The 22,892-nt window shown below is 58.6% G+C and carries 18 protein-coding genes; all 18 read left to right on the forward strand.

Going from position 1 to position 22,892, the window contains the following annotated elements; genetic code table 11:
* The first annotated feature begins 6 nt into the window (after positions 1–6).
* The 18 genes from glmU to ACTQY5_RS09865 all read left to right on the forward strand — a co-directional run bounded on the left by glmU (position 7) and on the right by ACTQY5_RS09865 (position 22,888).
* Positions 7–1,380 (forward strand): bifunctional UDP-N-acetylglucosamine diphosphorylase/glucosamine-1-phosphate N-acetyltransferase GlmU, encoded by a 1,374-nt coding sequence (gene glmU, locus ACTQY5_RS09780; protein WP_441369144.1) that lies wholly within the window; start codon positions 7–9, stop codon positions 1,378–1,380.
* Positions 1,381–1,522: 142 nt separating this feature from the next.
* The gene (locus ACTQY5_RS09785) at positions 1,523–2,488 is read left to right on the forward strand and encodes a ribose-phosphate diphosphokinase (RefSeq protein WP_022486598.1); all 966 of its coding nucleotides are present in this window, start codon (positions 1,523–1,525) and stop codon (positions 2,486–2,488) included.
* Between the two features lie 54 nt (positions 2,489–2,542).
* Complete coding sequence (pth, locus tag ACTQY5_RS09790; RefSeq protein WP_441369145.1) at positions 2,543–3,157, forward strand: aminoacyl-tRNA hydrolase; 615 nt, start codon at positions 2,543–2,545, stop codon at positions 3,155–3,157.
* Positions 3,154–4,035, forward strand: coding sequence for a UTP--glucose-1-phosphate uridylyltransferase GalU (galU, locus tag ACTQY5_RS09795; RefSeq protein ID WP_302574898.1), 882 nt, complete (start codon positions 3,154–3,156; stop codon positions 4,033–4,035). The genes pth and galU overlap by 4 nt, the downstream gene beginning before the upstream one ends.
* 65 nt (positions 4,036–4,100) lie before the next feature.
* On the forward strand, positions 4,101–4,703 hold the full coding sequence (locus ACTQY5_RS09800) for a nitroreductase family protein (RefSeq protein WP_303225381.1): 603 nt from the start codon (positions 4,101–4,103) through the stop codon (positions 4,701–4,703).
* Between the two features lie 528 nt (positions 4,704–5,231).
* Positions 5,232–6,530, forward strand: a complete 1,299-nt coding sequence (locus ACTQY5_RS09805; protein ID WP_441369146.1) for a diguanylate cyclase domain-containing protein — start codon at positions 5,232–5,234, stop codon at positions 6,528–6,530.
* A 208-nt stretch (positions 6,531–6,738) separates the two neighbouring features.
* The gene (locus tag ACTQY5_RS09810) at positions 6,739–10,017 is read left to right on the forward strand and encodes a hypothetical protein (protein WP_441369147.1); all 3,279 of its coding nucleotides are present in this window, start codon (positions 6,739–6,741) and stop codon (positions 10,015–10,017) included.
* A 7-nt stretch (positions 10,018–10,024) separates the two neighbouring features.
* Positions 10,025–11,827 (forward strand): DUF2357 domain-containing protein, encoded by a 1,803-nt coding sequence (locus tag ACTQY5_RS09815; protein ID WP_441369148.1) that lies wholly within the window; start codon positions 10,025–10,027, stop codon positions 11,825–11,827.
* A 389-nt stretch (positions 11,828–12,216) separates the two neighbouring features.
* Complete coding sequence (gene metG, locus ACTQY5_RS09820; protein ID WP_022487050.1) at positions 12,217–14,169, forward strand: methionine--tRNA ligase; 1,953 nt, start codon at positions 12,217–12,219, stop codon at positions 14,167–14,169.
* Position 14,170: 1 nt separating this feature from the next.
* Positions 14,171–14,956, forward strand: a complete 786-nt coding sequence (locus ACTQY5_RS09825) for a TatD family hydrolase (protein WP_022487049.1) — start codon at positions 14,171–14,173, stop codon at positions 14,954–14,956.
* Positions 14,957–15,091: 135 nt separating this feature from the next.
* Complete coding sequence (locus tag ACTQY5_RS09830; protein ID WP_022487048.1) at positions 15,092–16,081, forward strand: G5 domain-containing protein; 990 nt, start codon at positions 15,092–15,094, stop codon at positions 16,079–16,081.
* 16 nt (positions 16,082–16,097) lie between these two features.
* Positions 16,098–16,643, forward strand: coding sequence for a ribonuclease M5 (gene rnmV / locus ACTQY5_RS09835; protein WP_022487047.1), 546 nt, complete (start codon positions 16,098–16,100; stop codon positions 16,641–16,643).
* 1 nt (position 16,644) lies between these two features.
* Positions 16,645–17,499, forward strand: a complete 855-nt coding sequence (gene rsmA, locus ACTQY5_RS09840; protein WP_022487046.1) for a 16S rRNA (adenine(1518)-N(6)/adenine(1519)-N(6))-dimethyltransferase RsmA — start codon at positions 16,645–16,647, stop codon at positions 17,497–17,499.
* Positions 17,496–17,756: a cysteine-rich small domain-containing protein gene (locus ACTQY5_RS09845; RefSeq protein ID WP_022487045.1), complete on the forward strand. Its 261-nt coding sequence runs from the start codon at positions 17,496–17,498 to the stop codon at positions 17,754–17,756. The genes rsmA and ACTQY5_RS09845 overlap by 4 nt, the downstream gene beginning before the upstream one ends.
* Before the next feature lie 125 nt (positions 17,757–17,881).
* Complete coding sequence (gene groES, locus ACTQY5_RS09850) at positions 17,882–18,172, forward strand: co-chaperone GroES (RefSeq protein ID WP_441369149.1); 291 nt, start codon at positions 17,882–17,884, stop codon at positions 18,170–18,172.
* A gap of 73 nt (positions 18,173–18,245) precedes the next feature.
* Entirely contained in the window at positions 18,246–19,877 is a 1,632-nt protein-coding gene (gene groL / locus ACTQY5_RS09855) for a chaperonin GroEL (RefSeq protein ID WP_279127476.1), read from the forward strand.
* Positions 19,878–20,520: 643 nt separating this feature from the next.
* Positions 20,521–21,030: a thiol peroxidase gene (tpx, locus tag ACTQY5_RS09860; RefSeq protein ID WP_441369150.1), complete on the forward strand. Its 510-nt coding sequence runs from the start codon at positions 20,521–20,523 to the stop codon at positions 21,028–21,030.
* Between the two features lie 733 nt (positions 21,031–21,763).
* The gene (locus ACTQY5_RS09865; RefSeq protein ID WP_441369151.1) at positions 21,764–22,888 is read left to right on the forward strand and encodes an SLC13 family permease; all 1,125 of its coding nucleotides are present in this window, start codon (positions 21,764–21,766) and stop codon (positions 22,886–22,888) included.
* The last annotated feature ends 4 nt before the right edge of the window (positions 22,889–22,892 follow it).

Here is a 22,892-nt window from a genome sequence, read left to right on the forward strand (position 1 = left end):
GGAAGAATGGCAGATTTGGCGGCAATTATCCTGGCGGCAGGGAAGGGGACCCGGATGAAATCCAAGCTCCCCAAGGTCCTGCATAAACTGAGCGGCAAGCCCATGCTGGAACATGTGCTGGACGCAGCGGACGAAGCAGGGGCGGACGACAAGATCGTGATCGTGGGCTTCGGTTCCGAACAGGTGACGGAATTTTTGGGAACCCGGGCCCGGGTGGCAGTCCAGGAAGAACAGCTGGGCACCGGCCATGCGGTGCTCCAGGCCCGGGACCTGCTGGGAGATGCAAAAGGGACGGCGCTGATCCTCTGCGGGGATACGCCTCTTCTGGAAGGGGCGGAACTGAAGAAGTTCTATGAAACCCACCTGAAAAGCGGCGCCGGGGTCAGCGTGCTTACGGCGGAAGCTCCGGATCCTTTCGGCTACGGACGGATCCTCCGGGACGATGCCGGCCAGGTGACCGGGATCGTGGAAGAAAAGGACGCCACCCCGGAACAGCGGAAGATCCGGGAAATCAACACAGGGATCTACTGTGTGGAACTGCCCCTGCTGTTCGACCTGCTGGTGAACCTGAAGAACGACAATGCCCAGGGGGAATACTACCTGACGGACATCCTGGCGGAATGCCTGAAACGGGGCCGCTCGGTGGCCGGGATCAAAACCGGGGATTTCGACATGGTCATGGGGATCAACTCCCGGCGGCAGCTGGCGGTGGCCCAGAAGGTGATGAATGAACGGATCCTGGGGAAACTGATGGACAGCGGGGTCACGGTGATGGACCCTGCCAGCACCTTTGTGGAAAAATCCGTGAAGGTGGGCCGGGATACGGTGCTCTATCCCTTCACTTGGCTGGAAGGGGAAACGGAGATCGGGGAAGACTGCGAAGTGGGACCCCAGGTCCGGTTCACCAATGTGAAAGTGGGGAATGACACCCATATCCAGTTCGCCTACGCCCACGACTGCCAGGTGGGCAATGGGGTCCACATGGGACCCTACGACCACCTGCGGCCCAATACGGTGATCGGGGACAAGGTGAAGATGGGGAACTTCGTGGAAGTGAAGAACTCCAATGTGGGAGTGGGCACCAAGCTGCCCCATCTCCAGTATATCGGGGACAGCGACATCGGCAGCGGGGTGAACATGGGCTGCGGCACTATTACCGTGAACTACGACGGGAAGGTGAAGCACCGGACGGTGATCGAGGACGACGCCTTCGTAGGCTGCAACAGCAACCTGGTGGCTCCTGTGACCATCGGCAAAGGCAGCTACATCGCCGCCGGCTCCACCATTACCAAGGATGTGCCGGAAAACGCCCTGGGGGTAGCCCGGGGGAAACAGGTGAACATTCCCGGCTGGGCGGAGAAGTACCGGAACAGGAAATAAAAAAGGGGCCTTGGGCCCCTTTTTTGGCCGCGGCCAAAAATGAGAGGCTGTTGCCTCTCATTTTTTTCCCTTGCCACAAACCTCAATGAGTTGTATACTTTTTAATAGAATTACATTATAAAGCAGTGGGGGTATTGATTGTATGTTGGGTGATAAAACAGGCGAAGACATGGCGATTTTCTCCGGGAACGCCAACCCTGATCTGGCACGTGAAATCGCTGCCTATCTGGGAACTACGGTTGGGGACGCGGTGATCAACCGGTTCAACAACGGAGAAGTCCAGGTCATGATCAATGAAAGTGTCCGGGGCAAGGATGTATTTGTGATCCAGCCCACCTGCGGACCGGCTGTCAACGACAACGTGATGGAACTGCTGATCATGTGCGACGCCTTCAAGAGAGCCAGCGCACGGCACATTACCGCAGTGGTTCCCTTCTACGGCTATGCCCGTCAGGACAGAAAGGCCCGGGGCCGGGAACCCATCACTGCCAAACTGATGGCGGACCTGATGACCGTTTCCGGGATCACCCGTCTGGTGACGGTGGATCTCCATGCAGCCCAGATCCAGGGCTTCTTTGACATTCCCGTGGACCATATGCCCGGGGGCCCGATCCTGGCAGACTATGTGAAGGAAAAAGGCTTTGCACCGGAAGACATGGTGGTGATTTCTCCGGACCTGGGCGGGGTAAGCCGTGCCCGGAACATTGCCAACCGTCTGGAATGCGGCCTGGCCATCATCGACAAGAGACGGCCGGAACCTGGTGTGGCGGAAGTCATGAACCTGATCGGCAATGTGGAAGGCAAGATCTGCATCATGGTGGATGACATTGTGGATACCGCCGGCTCCCTGTGCGAAGGGGCCAAGGCTCTGAAGAAATTCGGCGCCAAGGACATCTACGCCTGCGTAACCCATCCCATCCTGACGGATCCGGCACTGAGCCGTATTGCCCAGTCCGAAATCAAGGAACTGATCGTGACCAACACGATTCCTCTGCCGCCCAACAAAAAGCATCCGAAGATTACCCAGCTTTCTGTGGCTCCGATCCTGGCAGAGACCATCCTGCGGATTTACAACCAGCTGTCCATCAGCCAGCTGTTTGAAATTTAAAGGGTAAAAGGGTGCTGCGGTGCAGCACCCTTTTTGCGTTTATAGGAGAATCTTATGAAATTAGTTGTTGCCCTGGGGAACATCGGGCGGGAATATGCCGGGACCCGGCACAATATCGGGTTCATGACCGCGGACATCCTGGCCAGCAGGTGGGGGGACGCGGACGCCTGGCGGAAGGCGGACAATGCCGCTTACCTGGAAAAACGGATGCCGGAAAAATGCTGGGTGATCAAACCCACCACCTACATGAACAACAGCGGGGCGGCAGTGGCGGATTTTGCCAACTTTTACCACATCCCCCCGGAAGACGTGCTGGTGATCCAGGACGACATGGACCTGCCGGTGGGGACCCTGCGGATCCGCCGGAAAGGGTCTTCCGGAGGCCACAACGGCCTGAAATCCATTGAACGGGCCCTGGGGAGCCAGGCCTATCCCCGGATCAAGGTGGGCATCGGCCACCCGGTCCACCAGGAACAGGCGGTGATCAGCCACGTGCTCCATCCCTTCCAGGGAGAGGACAAGGAAAAGATCCAGGAAGCTCTGGAACAGGCCGCCGATGCGGTGGAAGCCTGGATGCAGGGAGCCGACGTGGGAGAACTGATGCAGCGGTTCAACAAAAAAGCACCCAAAAAGGCCGCCCATGAAGAAACAAAGGAGAATGCCCAATGATGAAAGTCCGTAAAGCCGTGATCCCGGCTGCCGGGTTCGGTACCCGGTTCCTGCCGGAAACTAAAGCCATGCCTAAGGAAATGCTGCCCATTGTGGACAAACCCACCATCCAGTACATTGTGGAAGAAATCCTCCACAGCGGCATCGAACAGATCCTGATCATCTCCGGCCACGCCAAACGGGCCATCGAGGACCATTTCGACAGCTCTCCGGAACTGGAAGAGCACCTGTACGAAAGCGGGAAGATGGAACTGCTGAAGCAGGTCCGGGCCATTTCCAGCATCAAGATCCACTATGTGCGGCAGAAATACCAGCGGGGCCTGGGGGATGCCATCCTCTGTGCCAAGGATTTCATCGACGGGGAACCCTTCGGTGTGATCCTGGGGGATGATGTGGTGTACAACGGCAGCGGGGAACCGGCCCTGAAGCAGCTCATGGACCAGTATGACAAAACCGGGGGTACGGTGATCGGCTGCCAGGTGGTGAAGCCGGAACAGGTGTCCGCCTACGGGATCATCGACGGGGAAGAAACCGACGACCACAACCTGCTGAAGGTGAAGGACATGGTGGAAAAACCCAGCGTGGAAGAGGCTCCCAGCCGGTTTGCCGCCCTGGGACGGTACGTGATCACCCCGGATGTGTTCGATGTACTGGAACAGACCCGGCCCGGGAAGGGTGGGGAAATCCAGCTCACCGACGCCCTCCGGGTGATGGCTCACAACGAAAGCGTCTATGCCTACAATTTCGAAGGGAAACGGTACGACACCGGTGACAAGCTGGGCTACCTGAAAGCCACCGTGGAATTCGCCCTGCGGAGACAGGACCTGGGCCCGGCGTTCAAGGCGTATTTGAAGGAACTGACGGAGAAAATGGAATAAGGCTGGATGGTATACTATACCCATCAAATGTACTTTGTAAAATAACAGTTAAGGGGATGAATATCATGACGGAACGGAATTTTTATCAGGCGGTGGCTCATCGGCGGACCAATTATGCCCTGGGACGGAACATCCCGGTAGCGGAGGACACCATCATTGACACGGTGGAAAAGGTGACCCGGGAGGTGCCTTCGGCCTTCAACATGCAGAGCGGCCGGGTGATCGTGGCCCTGGGGAAGTACCATGACAAGGTGTGGGACATTGTGATGGAAACCCTGCGGAAAATCGTGCCGGCGGAGAAATTCGCCCCTACGGAAGCCAAGGTGAAGGGGTTTGCCGCTGCCTACGGTACCCTGCTGTATTTTGAGGAAACGGACACGGTGAAAAAGCTCCAGGAACAGTTTCCGGGATACGCGGCCAACTTCCCGGTATGGGCCAGCCAGGGGAACGGGATGCTCCAGTTCGCCCTGTGGACGGCTCTTACGGACCTGGGGCTGGGGGTGAACATCCAGCACTACAACCCGATCATCGACGATGCCATCAAGGCGGCCTTCGAAGTGCCGGACAGCTGGACCCTGGTGGCCCAGATGCCCTTCGGGGAACCCACCGCCGATCCCAAACCCATCGAGAAACTGGATGTGAAGGAACGGGTGTGGGTGAAGAAATAAGAACAGCAACTCGGTCAACGGTCAAAGGAAAGAACCCGCCTTTTGGGGGCGGGTTCTTTTTTATGGAAGGAACCCCCAGGGCGGGTTCCTGGAAATACAGGAAAACCGGCGGCCACGGAAGGGCGTGCCTTTGGCGCGCCCCTACGGCGTCAGGGTCGGAGGGTGGGAGAACAACGGGGTTCATCGAAGGGTCGTCTGGCGGGGACCGGCGAATTGATCACCACGGTCAGGGAAACGGATTCCCCCGACAATGCCGTTCCCAAGATCATCGTGATGAACCTTTGACCCCAACGTGGTAGGGGCTTGCCGCAGGCGAGCCCGTCCCGGCCGCCCATAGCTATTGGGGCACCAGGGCATCTGGCCTCCACCTGCCGCTGACCGCGACCAAAGGGGCTGCCCATTCAGCAGCCCCTTTCCTGTATAGTCACATGTATCTTTTCATGGTATAATGGAATTGTAAACTGACAATTTGGCTCACCATTCTACCCAACAGCGGATGATGACAATGCCTGTAAGGGAGTGTATGCTATGGACGAAGACAGGATGGGGTTGGATCTGTTCCGGGACGTACCGGTTGCCTATGCGGTGTTCCAGGTGATCCCCAATGAGGGGGGATCTGGAGCCATGGATGCCCGGTATGTCTATGTGAACCAGCTGTACTGCACCATTGCGGGCCGCGCCCCCAAGGATCTTTTGGGACACCGGTTCTTTGAGGTGTATCCCCAGGGGAATCCGCTGTGGATGGAATGCTGCTACAAGGCAGTGTCGGAACGGGTGGAAATCCACAGCAGCCTCTATGAAGAGGCCATCGGCCACTGGCTGGATTTTGCCGTAAAGCCCCTGGAGAACCATCCAGGATGGGTGGCCTTTGTGTTCATGGTTGCCGACCGGGAACGGGAAGAGGGCCACGCCATGCGCCGGGGAAAGATGACCGATGACGTGATCCTCCAGATTTCCCGGATCCTCAACGGAGAGGAAGGGTATGAGGCTTCCATGGACCACGCCCTGGAAGCCCTGGGAGAAATGATCCACCCGGACCGGCTGTATGTGCTGGAAACCGACGGGAAAACCGTCTCCAACACCTTTGAATGGTGCGCCCCGGGAATTGAACCGGAAATCCAGACCCTGCAGAACAAGGATTATCAGCTGTACATGGGAGGCTGGAGCCAGTTCCTGGAAAGTTCCACCTGTGTGCTGATTGAAGACATCGAACTGCTGCGGGAAGATGATCCGGTGGACTACGAGAACCTGAAGCGGCAGAACATCCAGCGGCTGATCGCTGCGCCCTTTTACCTGCAGGGACAGATCGTGGGCTTTTTGGAAGCGGACAATTACGAGGTAAATGACCTGATCAACACCCGGGAAGTGCTGGAAACCATTTCCTATTTCCTCAGTTTCAAGATCCGGAACCACAAGCTGGTGAGACAGCTGGAGCATATGAGCCGGTACGACGTCCTTACCGGGGTCCACAACCGGAACGCCCTCCAGGAGACTCTCCACAGCCTGGCCCGGCGGAATCGTCCCCTGGGGGTGATCTACGCCGATGTGAACGGTCTGAAAGCCACCAACGACCAAAAGGGCCACCGGGCCGGGGATGAACTGATCCGCCGGGCTGTCGGGGTTTTGGTCCGGAACTTTTCCCGGGAGCAGGTGTTCCGGGAAGGGGGAGACGAATTCGTCGTGCTGGCCCGGAACCTGGGGAAACGGGAATTTTCCCGCCGGGTAGAGCAGATCCGCCGGGAACTGGCTGAAGACCCGGAACCCATCCTGGCTGTAGGGTCCCTGTGGCTGGAGGATTCCGCCCACATCCGGCAGGCCATCCGCTAGGCTGACCGGGAAATGTACCAGGACAAGGCCTCCTATTATGCTCTTCACGAAAGAAGGCACAAAGGCTTGGAAGAGGGGAAGGGGTAGACCTCTTCCTTGACCCGGCCCCACATCCACGGGTATAATAAAGAAAGCCGCGCTTTTTGAGGCGTGGGCTTTCTTTTTATTTGTCAAATTACTCTTATATTTTATTTTTGGAGGTCACACCATGAAATCGCCGAAAAAGCCAAAATCTCCTGTTATACCCTCCTCCCTGACCGTTTCTGAGGAGGAACTGGAGAATATCAACGACCGGTATCTGCAGCTGATCTATGAAACTACCCCGGTGGAAGTGCTGCTGAAGCCCATGAAGGGGAACAGCCGGAAATACCGGAAATACATTATCCAGCTGGGGAAACTGGACAAACGGTCCCCCCGGGTCCGGGAAAAAATCGTCCCCTTTGCGGTGGAACTGTACAAGGAAGGGGACCGGATCTACCGGGACATTGCCGCCTATACCTTCCAGGCCTTCCTGGGCCAGGTATGCCGGAACCTGCAGCAGATTGTAGGGAAGGATCCGGAGAATATCAGGAAAATCTGCAAATACAGCCCGGATGCCATGGCGGAACTGCTGCTGAAATATGGACGGATCTGCCAGAACAAAAAGCAGCCCTTCCGTCCCAATGCCCTGTGGATGGTGCTGGAAATGGCCGGAATGCCCTATCCGGAAGGGAAACAGCACCAGGCGGAATCCCTGATGAAGAAGAAGGAAAAGGAGGCCCGGGAAACCCAGGACTCCAAAGAGAAGAAAGGGGCCAAAGAGAACAAGGAAGCCAGGAACAGCAAAGAAAATAAAGATAGTAAAGACAACAAAGATAACAAAGATAACAAAGATAACAAAGATAACAAAGATAACAAAGATAACAAAGATAACAAAGAAAACCGGGAACCGGAAGCTTCCCCGGAAGAAGCCCCGGAGGAACCGGCCTCCCGGAAGCCCCGGAACAGCCGGAACCGGGACAAGGCCGCCCGGAACCGCCGGGGGAAGAAGAACGCCGCTCCGGAACCGGCCCCGGAAGAAACCCCGGCTCCGGCAGAAGAGGCAGCACCGGAAGAAACAGCCGCCCCGGCCCGGCCGGAAGCCCCGGAAACCCCTGCTCCGGAGCCCCGGAACGCCCCGGCTCCCCAGCCGGAAGCCGCCCCGGCACCGGCAGAACCGGCCCCGGCGCCTGACGAACCGGCCGCTCCGGCGGAACCGGAAGCCCCGGAAGAAGAACCCTTCACCACCTATGTGGGCCGGATCAACATTGTGGACAGCTTCTACAACTTCACCCCCATGGGGGTATGGGAACAGGGAACCTACCGGGCCCTGACCCCGGAAGAAATCGATGCCCTGATCCCCCGGGCGGAACAGTACAAGAACATCAACCTGTGGTACAGCCTCCACAGCGACCAGAAATACATGGAAGAACACTTCCACGAAAACGATATCGTCTTCCTGGACCTGGGACCCCATTCCCTGGTGGAAAACAAGGACAGCCAGGGGAATCTCCGGTCCACCGCCTACCGGGTGTTCTGCATCGACGCCCTGAAGGACGGCCGTCTCCGGTTCCCCTTTGGGGAAGGGCTCTATGAACAGGTGCCGGAGACCCATCTCCTGGATCCCCTTTCCATGGATACGGTGCTCCGGCTCCAGGAACCGGGCCTTTTCGCCGGCAAGCAGATCCTGCTCCAGCTCCGGGACGGGTGGATCGCCGGGCCCTATGAGGTCCAGAAGAACATCCGGTTCGGCTTCTTCCTCCAGAGCGATGTGCCGGAAAACCAGTACCTGTTGACCGCCTGCCCGCCGGAAGCCTGGCAGCCCGTCACCTTCTACCCGGCAGAAGGCACCTGGGCCAGCCGGCAGGAAAAGACGGAATGGGTGTTCTGGCACCGGGTGCCCGGGTCTCCCTCCCAGCTGGTGGACCGGGTGCCGGACGAAGTGCTCCTCCGGAGCCTGGTGAAATCCGTCCAGGTGGACGAAGGGGACCTGGTGAAGCCCGGGGTGCTGAAAAGCTTCCTGGAACGGGAAAAGACCCAGCTGTTCAGCGGTCTCCCGGCCCACATCCGCCAGGGACGGATCGCCCGGCTGGAAGCCATCCTGGAAGGGGACGACGCTGCCCGGGAAGGGTATGAACAGGTGGGGGACTTCCTCTACCGGCATCTGCTGGAAAACCTGAACAAGCGGTGGAGCCAGGACTTCATCACCGCCCTTTTGGAACGGTATCCGGACATCTGGCAGGACCTGGGCAGTGCCAAAGGGCTGCCCGCCCGTACCCGGAAGGCCCTGGCCCAGGCGGAACAGCGGAAGAACCAGAAGCCCCGGCCCCAGAGCCCGGAAGCACTGGCGGAAGCCATCAACAGCCTGCCTGCCTCCGGCACCAACAACCGGAAGGCCCTGGACTATCTGATCACCGCCATCCAGAAGGAACGGCCCCAGTACAGCCGGAACCTGATCCTGAACCTGCTGATTTGCACCCACCAGGGGTTCCTTACCGTATTCTCCGGGGCTCCCGGCAGCGGCAAGACCTCCTTCTGCAACCTGTTGGGGAAGGTGCTGGGGCTCACCCAGTTCGACCGGAAAATCGGGGAACAGGAATTCATGAGCACCGCCAACCGGTACATCCCGGTGTCCGTGGAACGGGGCTGGACCTCCAAACGGGACCTGATCGGGTACTACAACCCGCTGACCCGGACCTTTGAGGAAAGCAACCGGGACGTGTACGACGGGCTGAAGCTGCTGGACTGGGAAAAGACCCGGGGGATCCGCCAGTTCCCCTATTACATCCTGCTGGATGAGGCCAACCTGTCCCCCATGGAATACTACTGGGCGGACTTTATGAACGTGTGCGACGACTGGAACGGGGAACACACCCTGAGCCTGGGGTACAACCACCGGCTCCAGCTGCCGGAGACCCTCCATTTCCTGGCCACCATCAACAACGACCACACCACCGAGACCCTGTCTCCCCGGCTCATCGACCGGGCCTGGATCATCACCCTGCCCCGGACTGACGCGGTGCCGGAAATGACCCAGGGGATCAGCCAGGGGGATATCCAGCTGCTGTCCTGGAGCCAGCTGAAGAGCCTGTTCGACGTGGCGCCCCGGGAAAGCTGCCAGCTGACCAGCGTGGAACAGAACGTGTACGACCGGATCAAGGCACGGCTGGCGGAACAGAACATCTACCTGAGCATGCGGATCGAGCTGGCCCTCCGCCGGTACTGGAAGGTGGCTGCCCGGCTCATGGAACCGGAAGACCACATCCGGCCCGGGATCATCGCCCTGGACTATGCGGTGGCCCAGAAGATCCTGCCCAAACTCAGCGGCAACGGGGCGGAATACGAAAAATGGCTGATCCAGTTCCGGGACGACTGTGAAGGCAACCGGATGGTCCAGAGTGCGGCCCTGCTGGACCAGATTCTCCAGTGGGGGAACCGGCGGATGAAGTTCTTCCAGTTCTTCCACTAAGATGGCCATGGAACAATTCATCCGTCTCCGGGAACAGAACGGAGAAGTCCTGACCCTGCCGGTGACCCGGGAGCCCCGTCCCCATTCGGCGGAACGGGTGCTGGCCGCCGCCGGTCACCAGGGGGTGCGGGAAAACCTCCACTACGACCTGGAACTGCCGGGAGACTGGGACTGCACAGGGGCCGGGGTCTCCCTTAACGGGAAGCCTCTCAACAGTCTCTGGGACAGCCGCCGGCACATGATCCTGTTTCCCTACAATATCTTTGCCTACCATATGGGGCTGGTGGAACTGGAAATCACCCTCCAGAAAGGGGAGGAACCGGGAGAGACTTGGTACACGGACCTGCTGCCGGTACTGATCCAGCCTTCCCAGCAGCAGGAAAACCTGAAGGCCATGGTGGAATACATCTACGCCCACCAGGCGCCGCTTTTGCGGGATAAAGCCCCGGAGGGCACCGGCCCGGACAGCCGGAACGGGTTCCAGGATTTCCTGTCCCAGCTGACCCTGGCAGAGGAGATCCTCCAGGTGTATGAGGAAAACTACGGGTATTTCAAGGCCAACTGCCGGCATACTCTGGAAACCGCCGAAGTGGTGGACTGGACGGAAAAGGTCCAGACTGTCAGCCCCCACACCCTCCAGTACCTGGTCCGGCACCCGGAATACCTCCGGGAGGCCCCTTTCGGGATCCAGGTGGGGGACAAGCACTACCTGCCGGAAAAACTCCTGATGACCCAGGACAAAATGAGCCGGGACGTGTACGAGAACCAGGTGGTCCTCAGCTTCCTCCAGCGGATGCTCTACGACATCGGGGAGGAGGGAAAGGAAATCCGGGCCCTGGTCCAGGGGCTGGACCTGCCGGAAGCCGACCGGGAGGGGTACCAGCTGTCCTCCCAGGTGCTCTACGCCAACGCCGCCCACATGGTGAAGGGCTTCCTGGAACGGTGCGATGAGGTGGAGGAGCGGCTCCAGGAAATGTTCGTGTCCTACCGGCAGATTTTGCCGGTGACCCTGCTGGACGCCAGCCAGATGCCGGAACCTACGGAGCCCTTTTTCCGGGTGCCCCAGTATTACCGGATCTATCTGTGCATCCACCAGTGGTACCAGAACACCTGCCGCCACTTTCCCCGGGAGCGGATGCTCCTCAATTTGTACGAAAACACCTTCGTGTTCGAGATCTACTGCCTGGCCCGGCTGCTCCAGGGGCTCCGGCAGGAAGGGTTTGTACTGGAGGAATGCCGCCGGAAGGTGTACACCCTGGGCAGCCGGAACCTGTACGACCATTCCGGGTACCAGAACGTGTACCGGCTGGAGCGGGGGGACGAGGAACTGACCCTGTTCTTCCAGCCGGTGCTCACGGACCAGCCGGAACAGGGCCCGGGGGCCATCCACCTGTACCGGAACACCACCTACGCCTTCAAGCCCCTGGAAGAGGGCCATTATTACACCCCGGATTACCTGCTCCGGTGGAAGCAGGGGAACCGGGAGAACTACCTGATCCTGGACGCCAAGTACAGCTACCGGAAAAAAGTCCTCCAGGAACTGATGCCGGAAATGAGCTACAAATACCTGCTGTCTCTCAGCCCGGTGCCCTATGAAGAAAAGGGACAGCCGGTGGAAGTGGCGGTACGGGGCCTGGAGATCCTCTACGGCCTTACCCACGGAGAACAGCAGCTGGAAAGCTTCTACAACTGCCAGCTGCCGGTCAAAGAGATCCGCCCCGCCGCCAACGTGATCCCCTTCTCCGAAGAAGTGACCGAAGAAAACCAGCAGGAGAACATCCGGGAGCTGCTCCGGGAAGTGAGGGGGTAAGGGCCGGTCAACGGTCAGCAGCTGAAGGAGACCATTTGACGGGGGCAAATGGTTTTGAACGTATAAAACTGGAGGCCACGGAAGGGCGGGCCTTCGGCACGCCCCTACAGCGTTGGAATCGGGAGTCGACAACAACGGTCAGGGAAACGGAATTCCCCGACAACCCCGTTTCCTTGTCTCTGTGGAGATCCCTTGACCCCAACGGCGTAGGGGCTTGCCGGAGGCGAGCCCGTCCCGGCCGCGTTTGGCTTCCACCGGCCGCTGACCATTGACCGCTGACAAAAAGGGGCTGTTGCTCTTGCAACAGCCCCTTTTCCGTGCATCTCCCGCCCATTTGTGATATGATAATATACTAGAGCATTATTTTTATTTGACAAAGGGGAATGACCATGACAAAACCTGCTTTTTATATTACGACGCCCATTTACTATCCCAGCGCCGACCTGCACATTGGACATGCCTACTGCACCACCATTGCCGATACCATCGCCCGGTACAAACGGGCCAACGGCTTTGATGTCCAGTTCATCACCGGCAGTGACGAACACGGACTGAAGATCCAGCGGAAGGCGGAATCCTTCGGGGTAAAGCCCATTGAATACACCGACAAGATCGTGGCGGACTTCAAGAAGCTGTGGGAGATGCTGGGGGTCAGCTACACCTCCTTCGTCCGCACTTCCAGCCCGGAACACGAAAAGACCGTCCAGACCCTGCTCCAGAAGGTGTGGGAACAGGGGGACATCTACAAAAAAGACTACGAAGGCCTGTACTGCGTGCCCTGCGAATCTTTCTGGACCGAACACCAGGTGGAGGAAGCCGGGGGCGTGTGCCCGGACTGCGGCCGTCCTGTGGAAAAGATGAAGGAATCCAGCTATTTCTTCCGGATGTCCAAATATGCGGACCGGATCCTGGAATACATCGAGACCCATCCGGATTTCATCCAGCCTGTTTCCCGTCGGAACGAAATGATCAACTTCATCAAACAGGGACTGGAAGACCTGTGCATCAGCCGGAGCAGCTTCGACTGGGGCATCCAGGTGCCCTTTGACCCCAAACATGTGGTGTACGTGTGGTTCGATGCACTGCTGGCCTACTTCACCGGCATCGGCTTCGGTCAGGACATGGACAAATTCAACCGGTTCTGGCCGGCGGACCTCCACCTGGTGGGGAAGGAAATCGTCCGGTTCCATACCATTATCTGGCCGGCCATGCTGATGGCCATGGGCTTCGACCTGCCCAAGGAAGTGTACGGCCACGGCTGGCTGGTGGTAGACGGGGACAAAATGTCCAAGTCCAAGGGCAATGTGGTGGATCCGGTGCAGCCCATCAAAGAATTCGGCGCTGACGCCGTCCGGTATTTCCTGCTCCGGGAAATCAACCTGGGCAGCGACGGGAACTATTCCCGGAAGGGCCTGATCAAACGGTTCAACTCCGACCTGGCCAACGACCTGGGGAACCTCCAGTACCGGACCGTTTCCATGATTGACAAATACCACGGGGGCATCGTCCACAAGACCGTGGTGGACAGCGAAACCGATGAGAAGTTCCGCAGCCTGGCCGCCGAAACCCTGAAGAACTACCGGGCCGCCATGGACAGATACGCCCTCAACGACGGGATCAAGGCCATCTGGGCCTATGTGGGGGCCGCCAACAAGTACATCGACGAAACCACCCCCTGGATCCTGGCCAAGGATCCCGCCCAGGCCAAACGGCTGGAAGCGGTGATGTACAACCTGGCAGACGCGGTCCGGAACATCGCCATCCTGATCTCCTCCATGATGCCCTTCACCGCACCCAAGATCTTCGCCCAGCTGGGCCTGGAGACTCCGGAACAGTTCGACCTGAACGACGTGGCCTGGGGCAACTTCCCTGACGGCACCAAGGTGGCCAAGGGCCAGCCCATCTTCCCCCGGATCGAAGAAGAGGAAGAAGACAAGGCTCCGGAACCCAAAAAGGAAGCCAAACCGGCCAAAAAGGACAAGAAGGCGGAGAAAAAGGCTGAAGGGGTCGTGACCCCGGACCAGTGCACCATCGAAGACTTCGGCAAACTGGACCTGCGGGTGGGCACCATCCAGAAAGCGGAAAAAATGCCCAACGCGGACAAGCTGCTGAAGATCGAAGTGAAGGTGGGGGACGAAGTCCGGACCATCGTTTCCGGCATCGCTCCCTATTACAAGGAAGAAGAACTGACGGGCAAGAACGTGATCGTCATCGCCAACCTGAAGCCGGCCAAACTCCGTGGCGTGGAATCCCGGGGGATGCTGCTGGCCGCGTCTGACGGCCAGGGGAACCTGAAACTGGCGGAAGTGCCGGGGATCGCCTCCGGCAGCAAGGTGAAATAACATGCATAAGCTTCCTTTGTTCGATACCCACGCCCATGTGGACGTGGAGGATTTTGACGAAGACAGGGAAGAGCTGCTCCGTTCCATCGGAGAGACCATGGCCGGGATCATTGATCCCGGCTGTGACATTCCCAGCTCCCAAACGGCCCTTGCCCTGGCCCACCAGTACCCCTTTGTGTGGGCGGCAGTGGGGATCCATCCGGAAGAGATCAGCCACAGCAGCCTGGAGGACCTGAAACAGATCGAAGCCTGGTGCGCCGATCCCCGGGTGGTGGCCATCGGGGAGATCGGTCTGGATTACTACAACGATGAACATTCCCCCCACGGCCTGCAGCAGGAATTTCTGATCCGCCAGCTGGACCTGGCCCGAAAAACCGGCCTGCCGGTGATCATCCACGACCGGGATTCCCATGAGGACGTGCTCCGGATCATCCGGGAAGAAGGCAAAGGCGTCCGGGGGGTGCTCCACTGCTTTTCCGGGGACTGGGCCATGGCGGAAGAGGCCCTGGCCCTGGGCTGGTACCTGGGGTTCGGGGGCACCAGCACCTTCAAGAACGACCGGGGGGTAAGATCCATCCTGGCCCGGGTGCCGGAAGACCGGATCCTGTTCGAGACCGATTCCCCCTACATGGCCCCTGTGCCCTACCGGGGAAAGCGGAACAACCCTCTGTACACCGCCATTGTGGCAGAGCGGGCGGCGGAACTCCGGGGGACCACACCGGAAAAAATCATGGAAAGTTCAACAAATAATGCGAAAAAGCTGTTTTTCCGTCTCACAAACCAGTAAAACAGCTGTACAGTCTACAAAAACGTCACAAATTACACCTGCCAGAGTGTATAATTTTAGTACCTGGTACTAATTTAATTTTGACAGGAATCGCCTCCTTATGGTATGATGCAAGCACTTTAAGGAGGCGAAACTTTGCGAAAATCACAACCTTTTAAGCGTCCCTACAAGTGGATTGTTGTCTGCCTGCTGCTGGCTGCCAGCGTGAACCTGGTGGGCTTTGCGGCCCAGCCCAAAACCGTGAGCATCAAAGTGGACGGACAGACCATAACCCTGCAGACCAGAGCCCTGACCGTTCAGGGAGCCCTGGAAGAAGCCGGTGTTGTTCTTCAGAAAGCCGACGGATATGAACTGGTCGGCGAAGAGGAAAAACTCAATGATGGAGCTACCATCGAAGTGACCCGGGCCATGCCCGTGAAAGTTTGGAAAGCAGGAAGAACCACCGAATACACCATCGGACGCAAAACCGTGCGAGACGTATTGAATGCCGTGGGAGTGGATTACAAAGGATTCCAGGTCTATCCGGGACTGGACACGGAAGTGACCCCGGACATGACCATCCACATTATTTCTCCCACCAATAAACTGACCACCGAAACCCGGGACATCCCCTATGAAGTGGAGATGCGGAACAATGACAACCTGCCCCGGGGCCGGCAGAATGTGATCTCCCCCGGCCAAAACGGGCAGGAAAAGGTCACCTACCGGGAAATCAAGGTGGGCAGCGAAACCGTAAGACAGGAGCTGAACCGGGAAGTGCTCTCGGAACCGGTTCCTGAAATCGTGGAAGTGGGTACGGGGAACAACCTGAATATGATCGAAACCTCCCGTGGTTTCGTCCGTTACCGCTCTGCCCGGACGGTGGAAGCATCCGCCTACACCATGGCAGAAGGCAGCGGCACAGGGCTCACCTCCACCGGCGTGGTCCCCTATCATGGGGTGGTGGCCGTGGATCCGGACGTGATCCCCTACGGCACCCGGATGTACATCCCTGGCTACGGCTTTGCTGTGGCAGCGGACTGCGGCGGCGCCATCAACGGCAATACCATCGACCTGTTCATGGAAGATTATGGCGATGCCATTTCCTGGGGCCGGCGGGATGTGACTGTGTATTTCTTGGAGTAAAAGACAGGAGAAAATCGTGCTGAAAGAAGTGCTGGTAGTAGAAGGCAAGATGGACACCGTGGCGGTGAAGAAGGCAGTGGATGCTGAGACCATCGAGACCGGGGGATTCACCCTGGCGCCCCATACCCTGGCCCTGATCGAAGCAGCCTACAGGAAACGGGGGATCATCATCATGACCGATCCCGACGGCGCGGGAGAGCGGATCCGGAAATTCTTGACGGAGCGCTTCCCCAAAGCCGGACAGGCTTTTGTGCCCAAGGCGGAGGCCCTGGCCCATCATGATGTGGGCATTGAACAGGCCCAACCGGAGGCCATCCGGAAAGCCCTGTCCAAGGTCCGTTTCCAGGAAATGGAGCCCCGAAAGGAATTTTCCTCTCGGGACTTGTTTGTTTCCGGGCTGTCAGGGTCTCCGGAGGCGGTGGCCCGGCGGGACAGACTGGGAGCCATCCTGGGCATCGGCTACGGGAACGCCAAGCAGATGGTCCATCGGCTGAACAATTACGGAGTGACCCGGGAGGAATTCCAGGCCGCTCTGGCAGAAATCGACGGGGAAGGAAAATGACATGCTGCATCCAGTGATCGCCAGCCGGGACGTGACCCGGTACATCCTCGATACTTTTGGCCTCCGGGCCAAGAAGAAGTTCGGACAGAACTTTTTGATCAATGAACAGGTGGTCCGGGGGATCGCCCGGGAAGCCCAGGTGGGCCCCGGAGACCTGGTGCTGGAAATCGGCCCGGGAATCGGCACCCTGACCCAGGCCCTGGCGGAGACCGGGGCCCAGGTGAAAAGCGTGGAGATCGACCGGACCCTGCTGCCCGTCCTGGCCAAAACCCTGGAAGGGTATGACAATGTGGAAATCGTCCCCGGGGACGTGCTGAAGGTGGACCTGGGGGAAGTGACGGAGCACCGGCCCTTTACTGTGGCCGCCAACCTGCCCTATTACATCACCACCCCCATCATCTTCGCCCTTTTGGAAGAGGATCTGCCCCTCCAGAGGCTGGTGGTGATGGTCCAGAAGGAAGTGGCGGAGCGGATGATCGCTGCCCCGGGAGGGAAAGATTACGGCCCTCTGTCCCTGGCTCTCCAGTATTATTCCCAGCCCCGGCTGGCCATACCGGTGCCCGCCCGGGACTTTATGCCCGCCCCCAAGGTGGATTCTATGGTGGTGGTCTGCGACAAACGGGAGCACCCGGCGGTGGATGTTCCGGCGAAGCTGTTCTTCCGGGTGGTGAAGGCGGCCTTTTCCCAGCGGCGGAAAATGCTCAGCAACTGCCTGAAGACCCTGGGGATCACCCCGGACCAGGTGAAGGAACTGCTGGATGGGGCCGGCATCGACGGGAAGCGGAGAGGGGAATCCCTTTCCATGGACGAATTCGGCAGCCTGGCCCGGTCCTACGGGAAGCTGTTGGAACCATGAGCTGCCGGTACAAGTTCTTTGCCCACCGGCAGTGCGAATTCTTTCCCTGCCACAAAGGGGCGGACCCGGACCGGTTCAACTGCCTGTTCTGCTACTGCCCCCTGTACCTGGTGCCGGACTGCGGCGGGGACTTCACCCGGCTGGGAGATGGGAACAAAGACTGCAGCCGCTGCCTTTTGCCCCACGACCCGGACCGGTACGACCAGGTGGTCCGGACCCTGGAGAAAAAAGTTTTCAAGCCTTTTGACAAAAAATAGTCAAAGGGCTTGATTTTTTTTGGAAACATGCTATTATAGATACTGTAGTTAGCACTCCAGTGAAATGAGTGCTAATAAAAAATGCAAACAACCCATTGCTCATAGAATGAAAGGGGATACGTAAGATGTTAAAACCTTTGGATGATCATGTTGTAGTTGAACCCATTGTACAAGAAGAAAAAACCAGCAGCGGCATTTACCTGCCGGATACTGCTCACAAAGACAAACCCCAGACCGGCAAAGTGGTTGCCGTAGGCACCGGCCGTCTCCTGGAAAACGGCACCCGGGTCCCTTCCGAAGTGAAGGCAGGGGATGTGGTGGTATTCGCCAAATACTCCGGCAGTGATGTAACCCTGGACGGGAGAGACTACATCATCCTGAGAGACAGCGATATCCTGGCGGTTGTGGAAGACTGAAAGCTTTCCTCCGTCCCGTATCTGGTAGAAAATACCAAACCGTACATTATCTGGAATTAAGGAGTCGATCAATATGGCTAAACTGATTAAATTTGATGAAGATGCCCGCCGTGGCCTGGAACGGGGTGTCAATGCCCTGGCTGATGCCGTAAAGGTAACCCTGGGGCCCAAAGGCCGGAACGTTGTACTGGAAAAGAAATTCGGTTCTCCCACCATCACCAACGATGGGGTAACCATTGCCAAGGATATTGAACTGGAAGATCCGTTTGAAAACATGGGCGCCGCCCTGGTCCGTGAAGTGGCCACCAAGACCAACGACATCGCCGGCGACGGTACCACCACCGCTACGGTGCTGGCCCAGTCCATCGTCCATGAAGGGATGAAGAACGTGGTGGCCGGTGCCAACCCCATGGTCCTGAAGAAAGGGATCAAGAAAGCCACCGATGCTCTGGTTGACGAACTGAAGAAGAGCGCCAAGGCTGTCAGCACCAAGGAAGAAAAGGCACAGGTTGCCTCCATTTCCGCCGGTGATGAAGAAATCGGCGGGCTGATTGCCGATGCCATGGAAAAAGTGGGCAACGACGGCGTAATCACCGTGGAAGAATCCAAGACCATGGACACCTCCCTGGAAACCGTAAAAGGCATGCAGTTCGACCGTGGGTACATCTCCCCCTACATGGTAACGGATCCTGACAAGATGGAAGCCGTTATGAGCAACCCGTACGTATTCATTACGGACCGGAAGATCACCCTGATCAACGACATTATGCCTGTCCTGGAAAAGGTTGTACAACAGGGCCGTGAACTGCTGATCATTGCTGAAGACGTGGAAGGGGAAGCCCTGGCTACCCTGGTTGTGAACCGTCTGCGTGGCACCTTCAAGGCTGTGGCTGTAAAGGCTCCTGGCTTCGGTGACCGCCGGAAGGCCATGCTCCAGGATATCGCCACCCTCACCGGTGCTACGGTGATCAGTGAAGAAGTGGGCCGGAAACTGGACAGCGCTACCCTGGCTGACCTGGGTACTGCCGGTCAGGTACGGGTAACCAAGGACATGACCACCATCGTTGACGGCGGCGGTGACAAACAGGCTGTGGCTGACCGGATCGCCTCCATCAAGGCTCAGATCCCTGCCACCACCTCCCAGTTCGACAAAGAAAAACTCCAGGAACGCCTGGCCAAACTGTCCGGCGGCGTAGCCGTGATCAAGGTTGGTGCTGCTACCGAAACCGAACTGAAAGACAAGAAACTCCGTATCGAAGATGCCCTGAACGCCACCCGTGCTGCTGTGGCTGAAGGCATTGTGGCCGGCGGCGGCACCGCTCTGCTGCAGGTACAGCCGGTTCTGGACGAACTGGAAGCCAAGGCTGACGGTGATGAAAAGACCGGTATCGATATTGTAAGACGGGCCATTGAAGCACCGGTACGGCAAATCGCCAACAACGCCGGCCTGGAAGGCGCCGTCATCGTGGAAGCTGTGAAGAAGGCTGCCAAAGGCACCGGCTTCAACGCTGCCACCGAAGAATATGTGGATATGATCAAAGCTGGTATCGTGGATCCCTGCAAAGTAACCCGCAGTGCTCTCCAGAACGCCGCTTCCATCGCTTCCATGATCCTGACCACGGAAGCCGTAGTAGCCGACAAACCGGCTGAAAAAGGCGCCGCAGCAGCCCCTGCCATGGGCGGCGGCATGCCCGGGATGATGTAAGATCAGACCGTAAGGGTTAAAAAATCCCCCTGGGAAACCAGGGGGATTTTTTGCGTCTCACGCCAAAGGAGACCCTTTGCCGGGGGCAAATGGTTTTGAAGGGAAACGCAGCCCGTTGGGCTGCTAACCCACCACCATTGCGCAGGCGCAACGGTCCCCCGCCCTTGCAAAGGGCGGATAACAAGTACACGGGCTTCGCCCTTGTACTCAAATAAGCAATGGGTCCATGGACCCAGCCTATATCCGCCCTTTGCAAGGGCGTAAGCAGGGAGCATCCGCTTCAGCGGATAGCGAGGTCGCTTATGCCGTAGCTGGGGACCAGCCGTAAGGCTGGTGGTGGGTTAGGCGCCGCAATACCCGGCGCCGTCCTCCTTCCTGCACCGGCCCTTGGGGGACCTGGTCCAAACGACCGGAGAAGACTCCCCGACCCCAACGGCGTAGGGGCTCGCCGAAGGCAAGCCCGACCCGGCCGCCCAGGGGGCTGTGTCCCTCTGGCAAGGGGGGAAAGGACCCGGGGCAGCGGGTAGGGGGTCCTTTTCCTCAATCTTTTACAAAATTCTATTTACGAATCATTCTTAAAATGCTATACTATATCTATACCAACAAACTATCCATTCTGATCATATAGAGGAGGAATTTCAATATGGAAAAACGTACTGTGAACTTTGCCGGCAACCCTGTGGCCCTGGCGGGGCCGGAAGTGAAAATTGGCCAGCAGGCTCCTGATTTCAAACTCATTGACAACAAACTGGGGGAAAAGACCCTGAAAGATTATGAAGGGAAGATCAAAGTGATCTCCGTGGTGCCTTCCCTGGATACCGGAGTCTGCGACGCCCAGACCCGCTGGTTCAATCAGGATGTCACCGGCCTGTCCAAAGATGTGGTGGTGCTCACGGTTTCCATGGACCTGCCCTTTGCCCAGGCCCGCTGGTGCGGCGCCGCCGGGGTGGAAAACGTGGTGACCCTGTCCGATCACCGGGACGCTTCCTTCGGGAAGAACTACGGCTTCCTCATGGACGGCCTGCGGCTGGAAGCCCGGGGGGTCGTGGTCATCGACAAAAACGACAAAGTGACCTACGTGGAATACGTCCCCGAAGTGACCCATGCCATCAATTTCGACGGAGTGCTGGCTGCAGTGAAGGGGATGCTGTAAGAACAGCCAACAGTCACTAGCCACTAGTCGGCAGCCAAAGGAAAGAACCCGCCTTTTGGGGGCGGGTTCTTTTTATGGGAAAACGTCTCACGCCAAAGGAGACCATTTGCCGGGGGCAAATGCTCCTGAAGGGAAACGCAGCCCGTTGGGCTGCTAACCCACCACCATTGCGCAGGCGCAACGGTCCCCCGCCCTTGGAAAGGGCGGATAAGCGCTCGGGCTTGCGCCCATAGCTTTTGGGAGTACCAGGGGAGATCCCGCATGATCTATATTCATCCTATGCAGGGGCGGAAAAAGGATCGGGCTGACCGCCCGTTGCTTTCAGTATACGCAGCATATTGCAGTACCAGAAAACGAGGGACCAAGTTCCCGAGTTTTTATCCGCCCTTTGCAAGGGCGTAAGCAGGGAGCATCCGCTTCAGCGGATAGCGAGGTCGCTTATGCCGTAGATGGGGACCAGCCGCAAGGCTGGTGGTGGGTTAGGCGCCGCAGTACTCGGCGCCGTCCTCCTTCCTGCACCAAAACTTGGGGGACCTGGTCCCATCGACCGGAGAAGACTCCCCGACTCCAACGCCGTAGGGGCTCGCCGAAGGCAAGCCCAACCCGGCCGCCCAGGGGGCCCATCCCTTCAACGCCAAATGGGTCCGCATTTGGCTTCCCCCGGCCATTGACCATTGACCACATTGACGGCCCCGCCCCGGCGGGGCCCTTCCCAACCGAAAGGACGACCTCCATGAACTTCTTCTTCCATACTCTTTTCCCCTGGATCCGCGCCAACACCATCCTTTTCCTGGCCTCCCTGGGGGCCCTGCTTTCCTTTGGGGCGGTGTCTCCTTCCCGGGCTCTGGTGGGGGCCCTCAACCTGCCGGTACTGGCCCTTCTGTTCTGCCTTATGGGGGTGATCGGGGGTCTGCGGGAAACGGGCTTCTTTGACAGGCTCCTGGACCATCTCCTGGAAAGGCTGTCCACCACCCGGCAATTGGGGGCGGTGTTGGTGTTTGCCTGCTTCTTCGGCAGCATGTGGGTCACCAACGACGTGGCCCTGATCACCTTCGTCCCCTTTGCCCTCCTCAGCCTGGCCGGGCAGACAACGGAAAAACAGACAGCCCGGATCATCATCCTCCAGACCCTGGCCGCCAACCTGGGGAGTATGGTCACCCCGGTGGGGAATCCCCAGAACCTGTACCTGTACTTCCATTATCAGATGGAACTGGGGGGATTCCTGGCCCTGCTGCTGCCCTACACCCTGGTGTCCCTGGGGATGCTGGCCCTGGGGGTGGTCCTGTGGGTGCCCTGCCGGCCTCTGGAAAAACGGGGGAGGGGGGAACCCGGGAAAGGGAGCCCCGGGAAATACGGAAAGCTCCTGGGGTTCCTGTTCTGTCTGTGCCTTTTGACCGTGGCCCATGTGCTGGACTGGCGGGTGACCCTGGGGGCGGTGACCCTGGGGATCCTGGCCGTCCGGCCCCGGTGGTTCCGGTGGGTGGATTACCGGCTGCTGGGGACTTTTGTGGCCTTTTTTGTGCTGATCGGGAACCTGGGCCAGATCCCGGCCTTCCGGCAGCTGCTGATTTCCTTTCTGGAGGGGCGGGAATTTTTTACGGCCCTTCTGGCCAGCCAGGTGATCAGCAACGTGCCGGCGGCGGTGCTGCTGTCCGGGTTCACGGACAACGGCCGGGCCCTGGTGCTGGGTACGGACATCGGGGGCCTGGGGACCCTGATCGCCTCCATGGCCAGCCTGATTTCCTACGGGTATTATGTACGCCGCTACCCCTGGCTCCAGGGATATTATCTGAAGGCATTCACCCTGGCCAACCTGGCCTTCCTGGTGCCCCTGGCGGGGATGGCAGCGGTTCTGTAGGGGC

The sequence above is a fragment of the Acidaminococcus sp. HCP3S3_H5 genome, from assembly GCF_052122235.1.
Taxonomy (GTDB): domain Bacteria; phylum Bacillota; class Negativicutes; order Acidaminococcales; family Acidaminococcaceae; genus Acidaminococcus.

Bases quoted from the DNA above. Each gene is read 5' to 3' on its own strand.
- galU (WP_302574898.1), top strand. From the start codon at position 3,154: ATGATGAAAGTCCGTAAAGCCGTGATCCCGGCTGCCGGGTTCGGTACC.
- ACTQY5_RS09845 (WP_022487045.1), top strand. From the start codon at position 17,496: ATGAGCTGCCGGTACAAGTTCTTTGCCCACCGGCAGTGCGAATTCTTT.
- ACTQY5_RS09825 (WP_022487049.1), top strand. From the start codon at position 14,171: ATGCATAAGCTTCCTTTGTTCGATACCCACGCCCATGTGGACGTGGAG.
- ACTQY5_RS09805 (WP_441369146.1), top strand. From the start codon at position 5,232: ATGGACGAAGACAGGATGGGGTTGGATCTGTTCCGGGACGTACCGGTT.
- ACTQY5_RS09865 (WP_441369151.1), top strand. From the start codon at position 21,764: ATGAACTTCTTCTTCCATACTCTTTTCCCCTGGATCCGCGCCAACACC.
- ACTQY5_RS09815 (WP_441369148.1), top strand. From the start codon at position 10,025: ATGGAACAATTCATCCGTCTCCGGGAACAGAACGGAGAAGTCCTGACC.
- metG (WP_022487050.1), top strand. From the start codon at position 12,217: ATGACAAAACCTGCTTTTTATATTACGACGCCCATTTACTATCCCAGC.
- ACTQY5_RS09785 (WP_022486598.1), top strand. From the start codon at position 1,523: ATGTTGGGTGATAAAACAGGCGAAGACATGGCGATTTTCTCCGGGAAC.
- pth (WP_441369145.1), top strand. From the start codon at position 2,543: ATGAAATTAGTTGTTGCCCTGGGGAACATCGGGCGGGAATATGCCGGG.
- groES (WP_441369149.1), top strand. From the start codon at position 17,882: ATGTTAAAACCTTTGGATGATCATGTTGTAGTTGAACCCATTGTACAA.
- ACTQY5_RS09800 (WP_303225381.1), top strand. From the start codon at position 4,101: ATGACGGAACGGAATTTTTATCAGGCGGTGGCTCATCGGCGGACCAAT.
- ACTQY5_RS09810 (WP_441369147.1), top strand. From the start codon at position 6,739: ATGAAATCGCCGAAAAAGCCAAAATCTCCTGTTATACCCTCCTCCCTG.
- groL (WP_279127476.1), top strand. From the start codon at position 18,246: ATGGCTAAACTGATTAAATTTGATGAAGATGCCCGCCGTGGCCTGGAA.
- glmU (WP_441369144.1), top strand. From the start codon at position 7: ATGGCAGATTTGGCGGCAATTATCCTGGCGGCAGGGAAGGGGACCCGG.
- tpx (WP_441369150.1), top strand. From the start codon at position 20,521: ATGGAAAAACGTACTGTGAACTTTGCCGGCAACCCTGTGGCCCTGGCG.
- rsmA (WP_022487046.1), top strand. From the start codon at position 16,645: ATGCTGCATCCAGTGATCGCCAGCCGGGACGTGACCCGGTACATCCTC.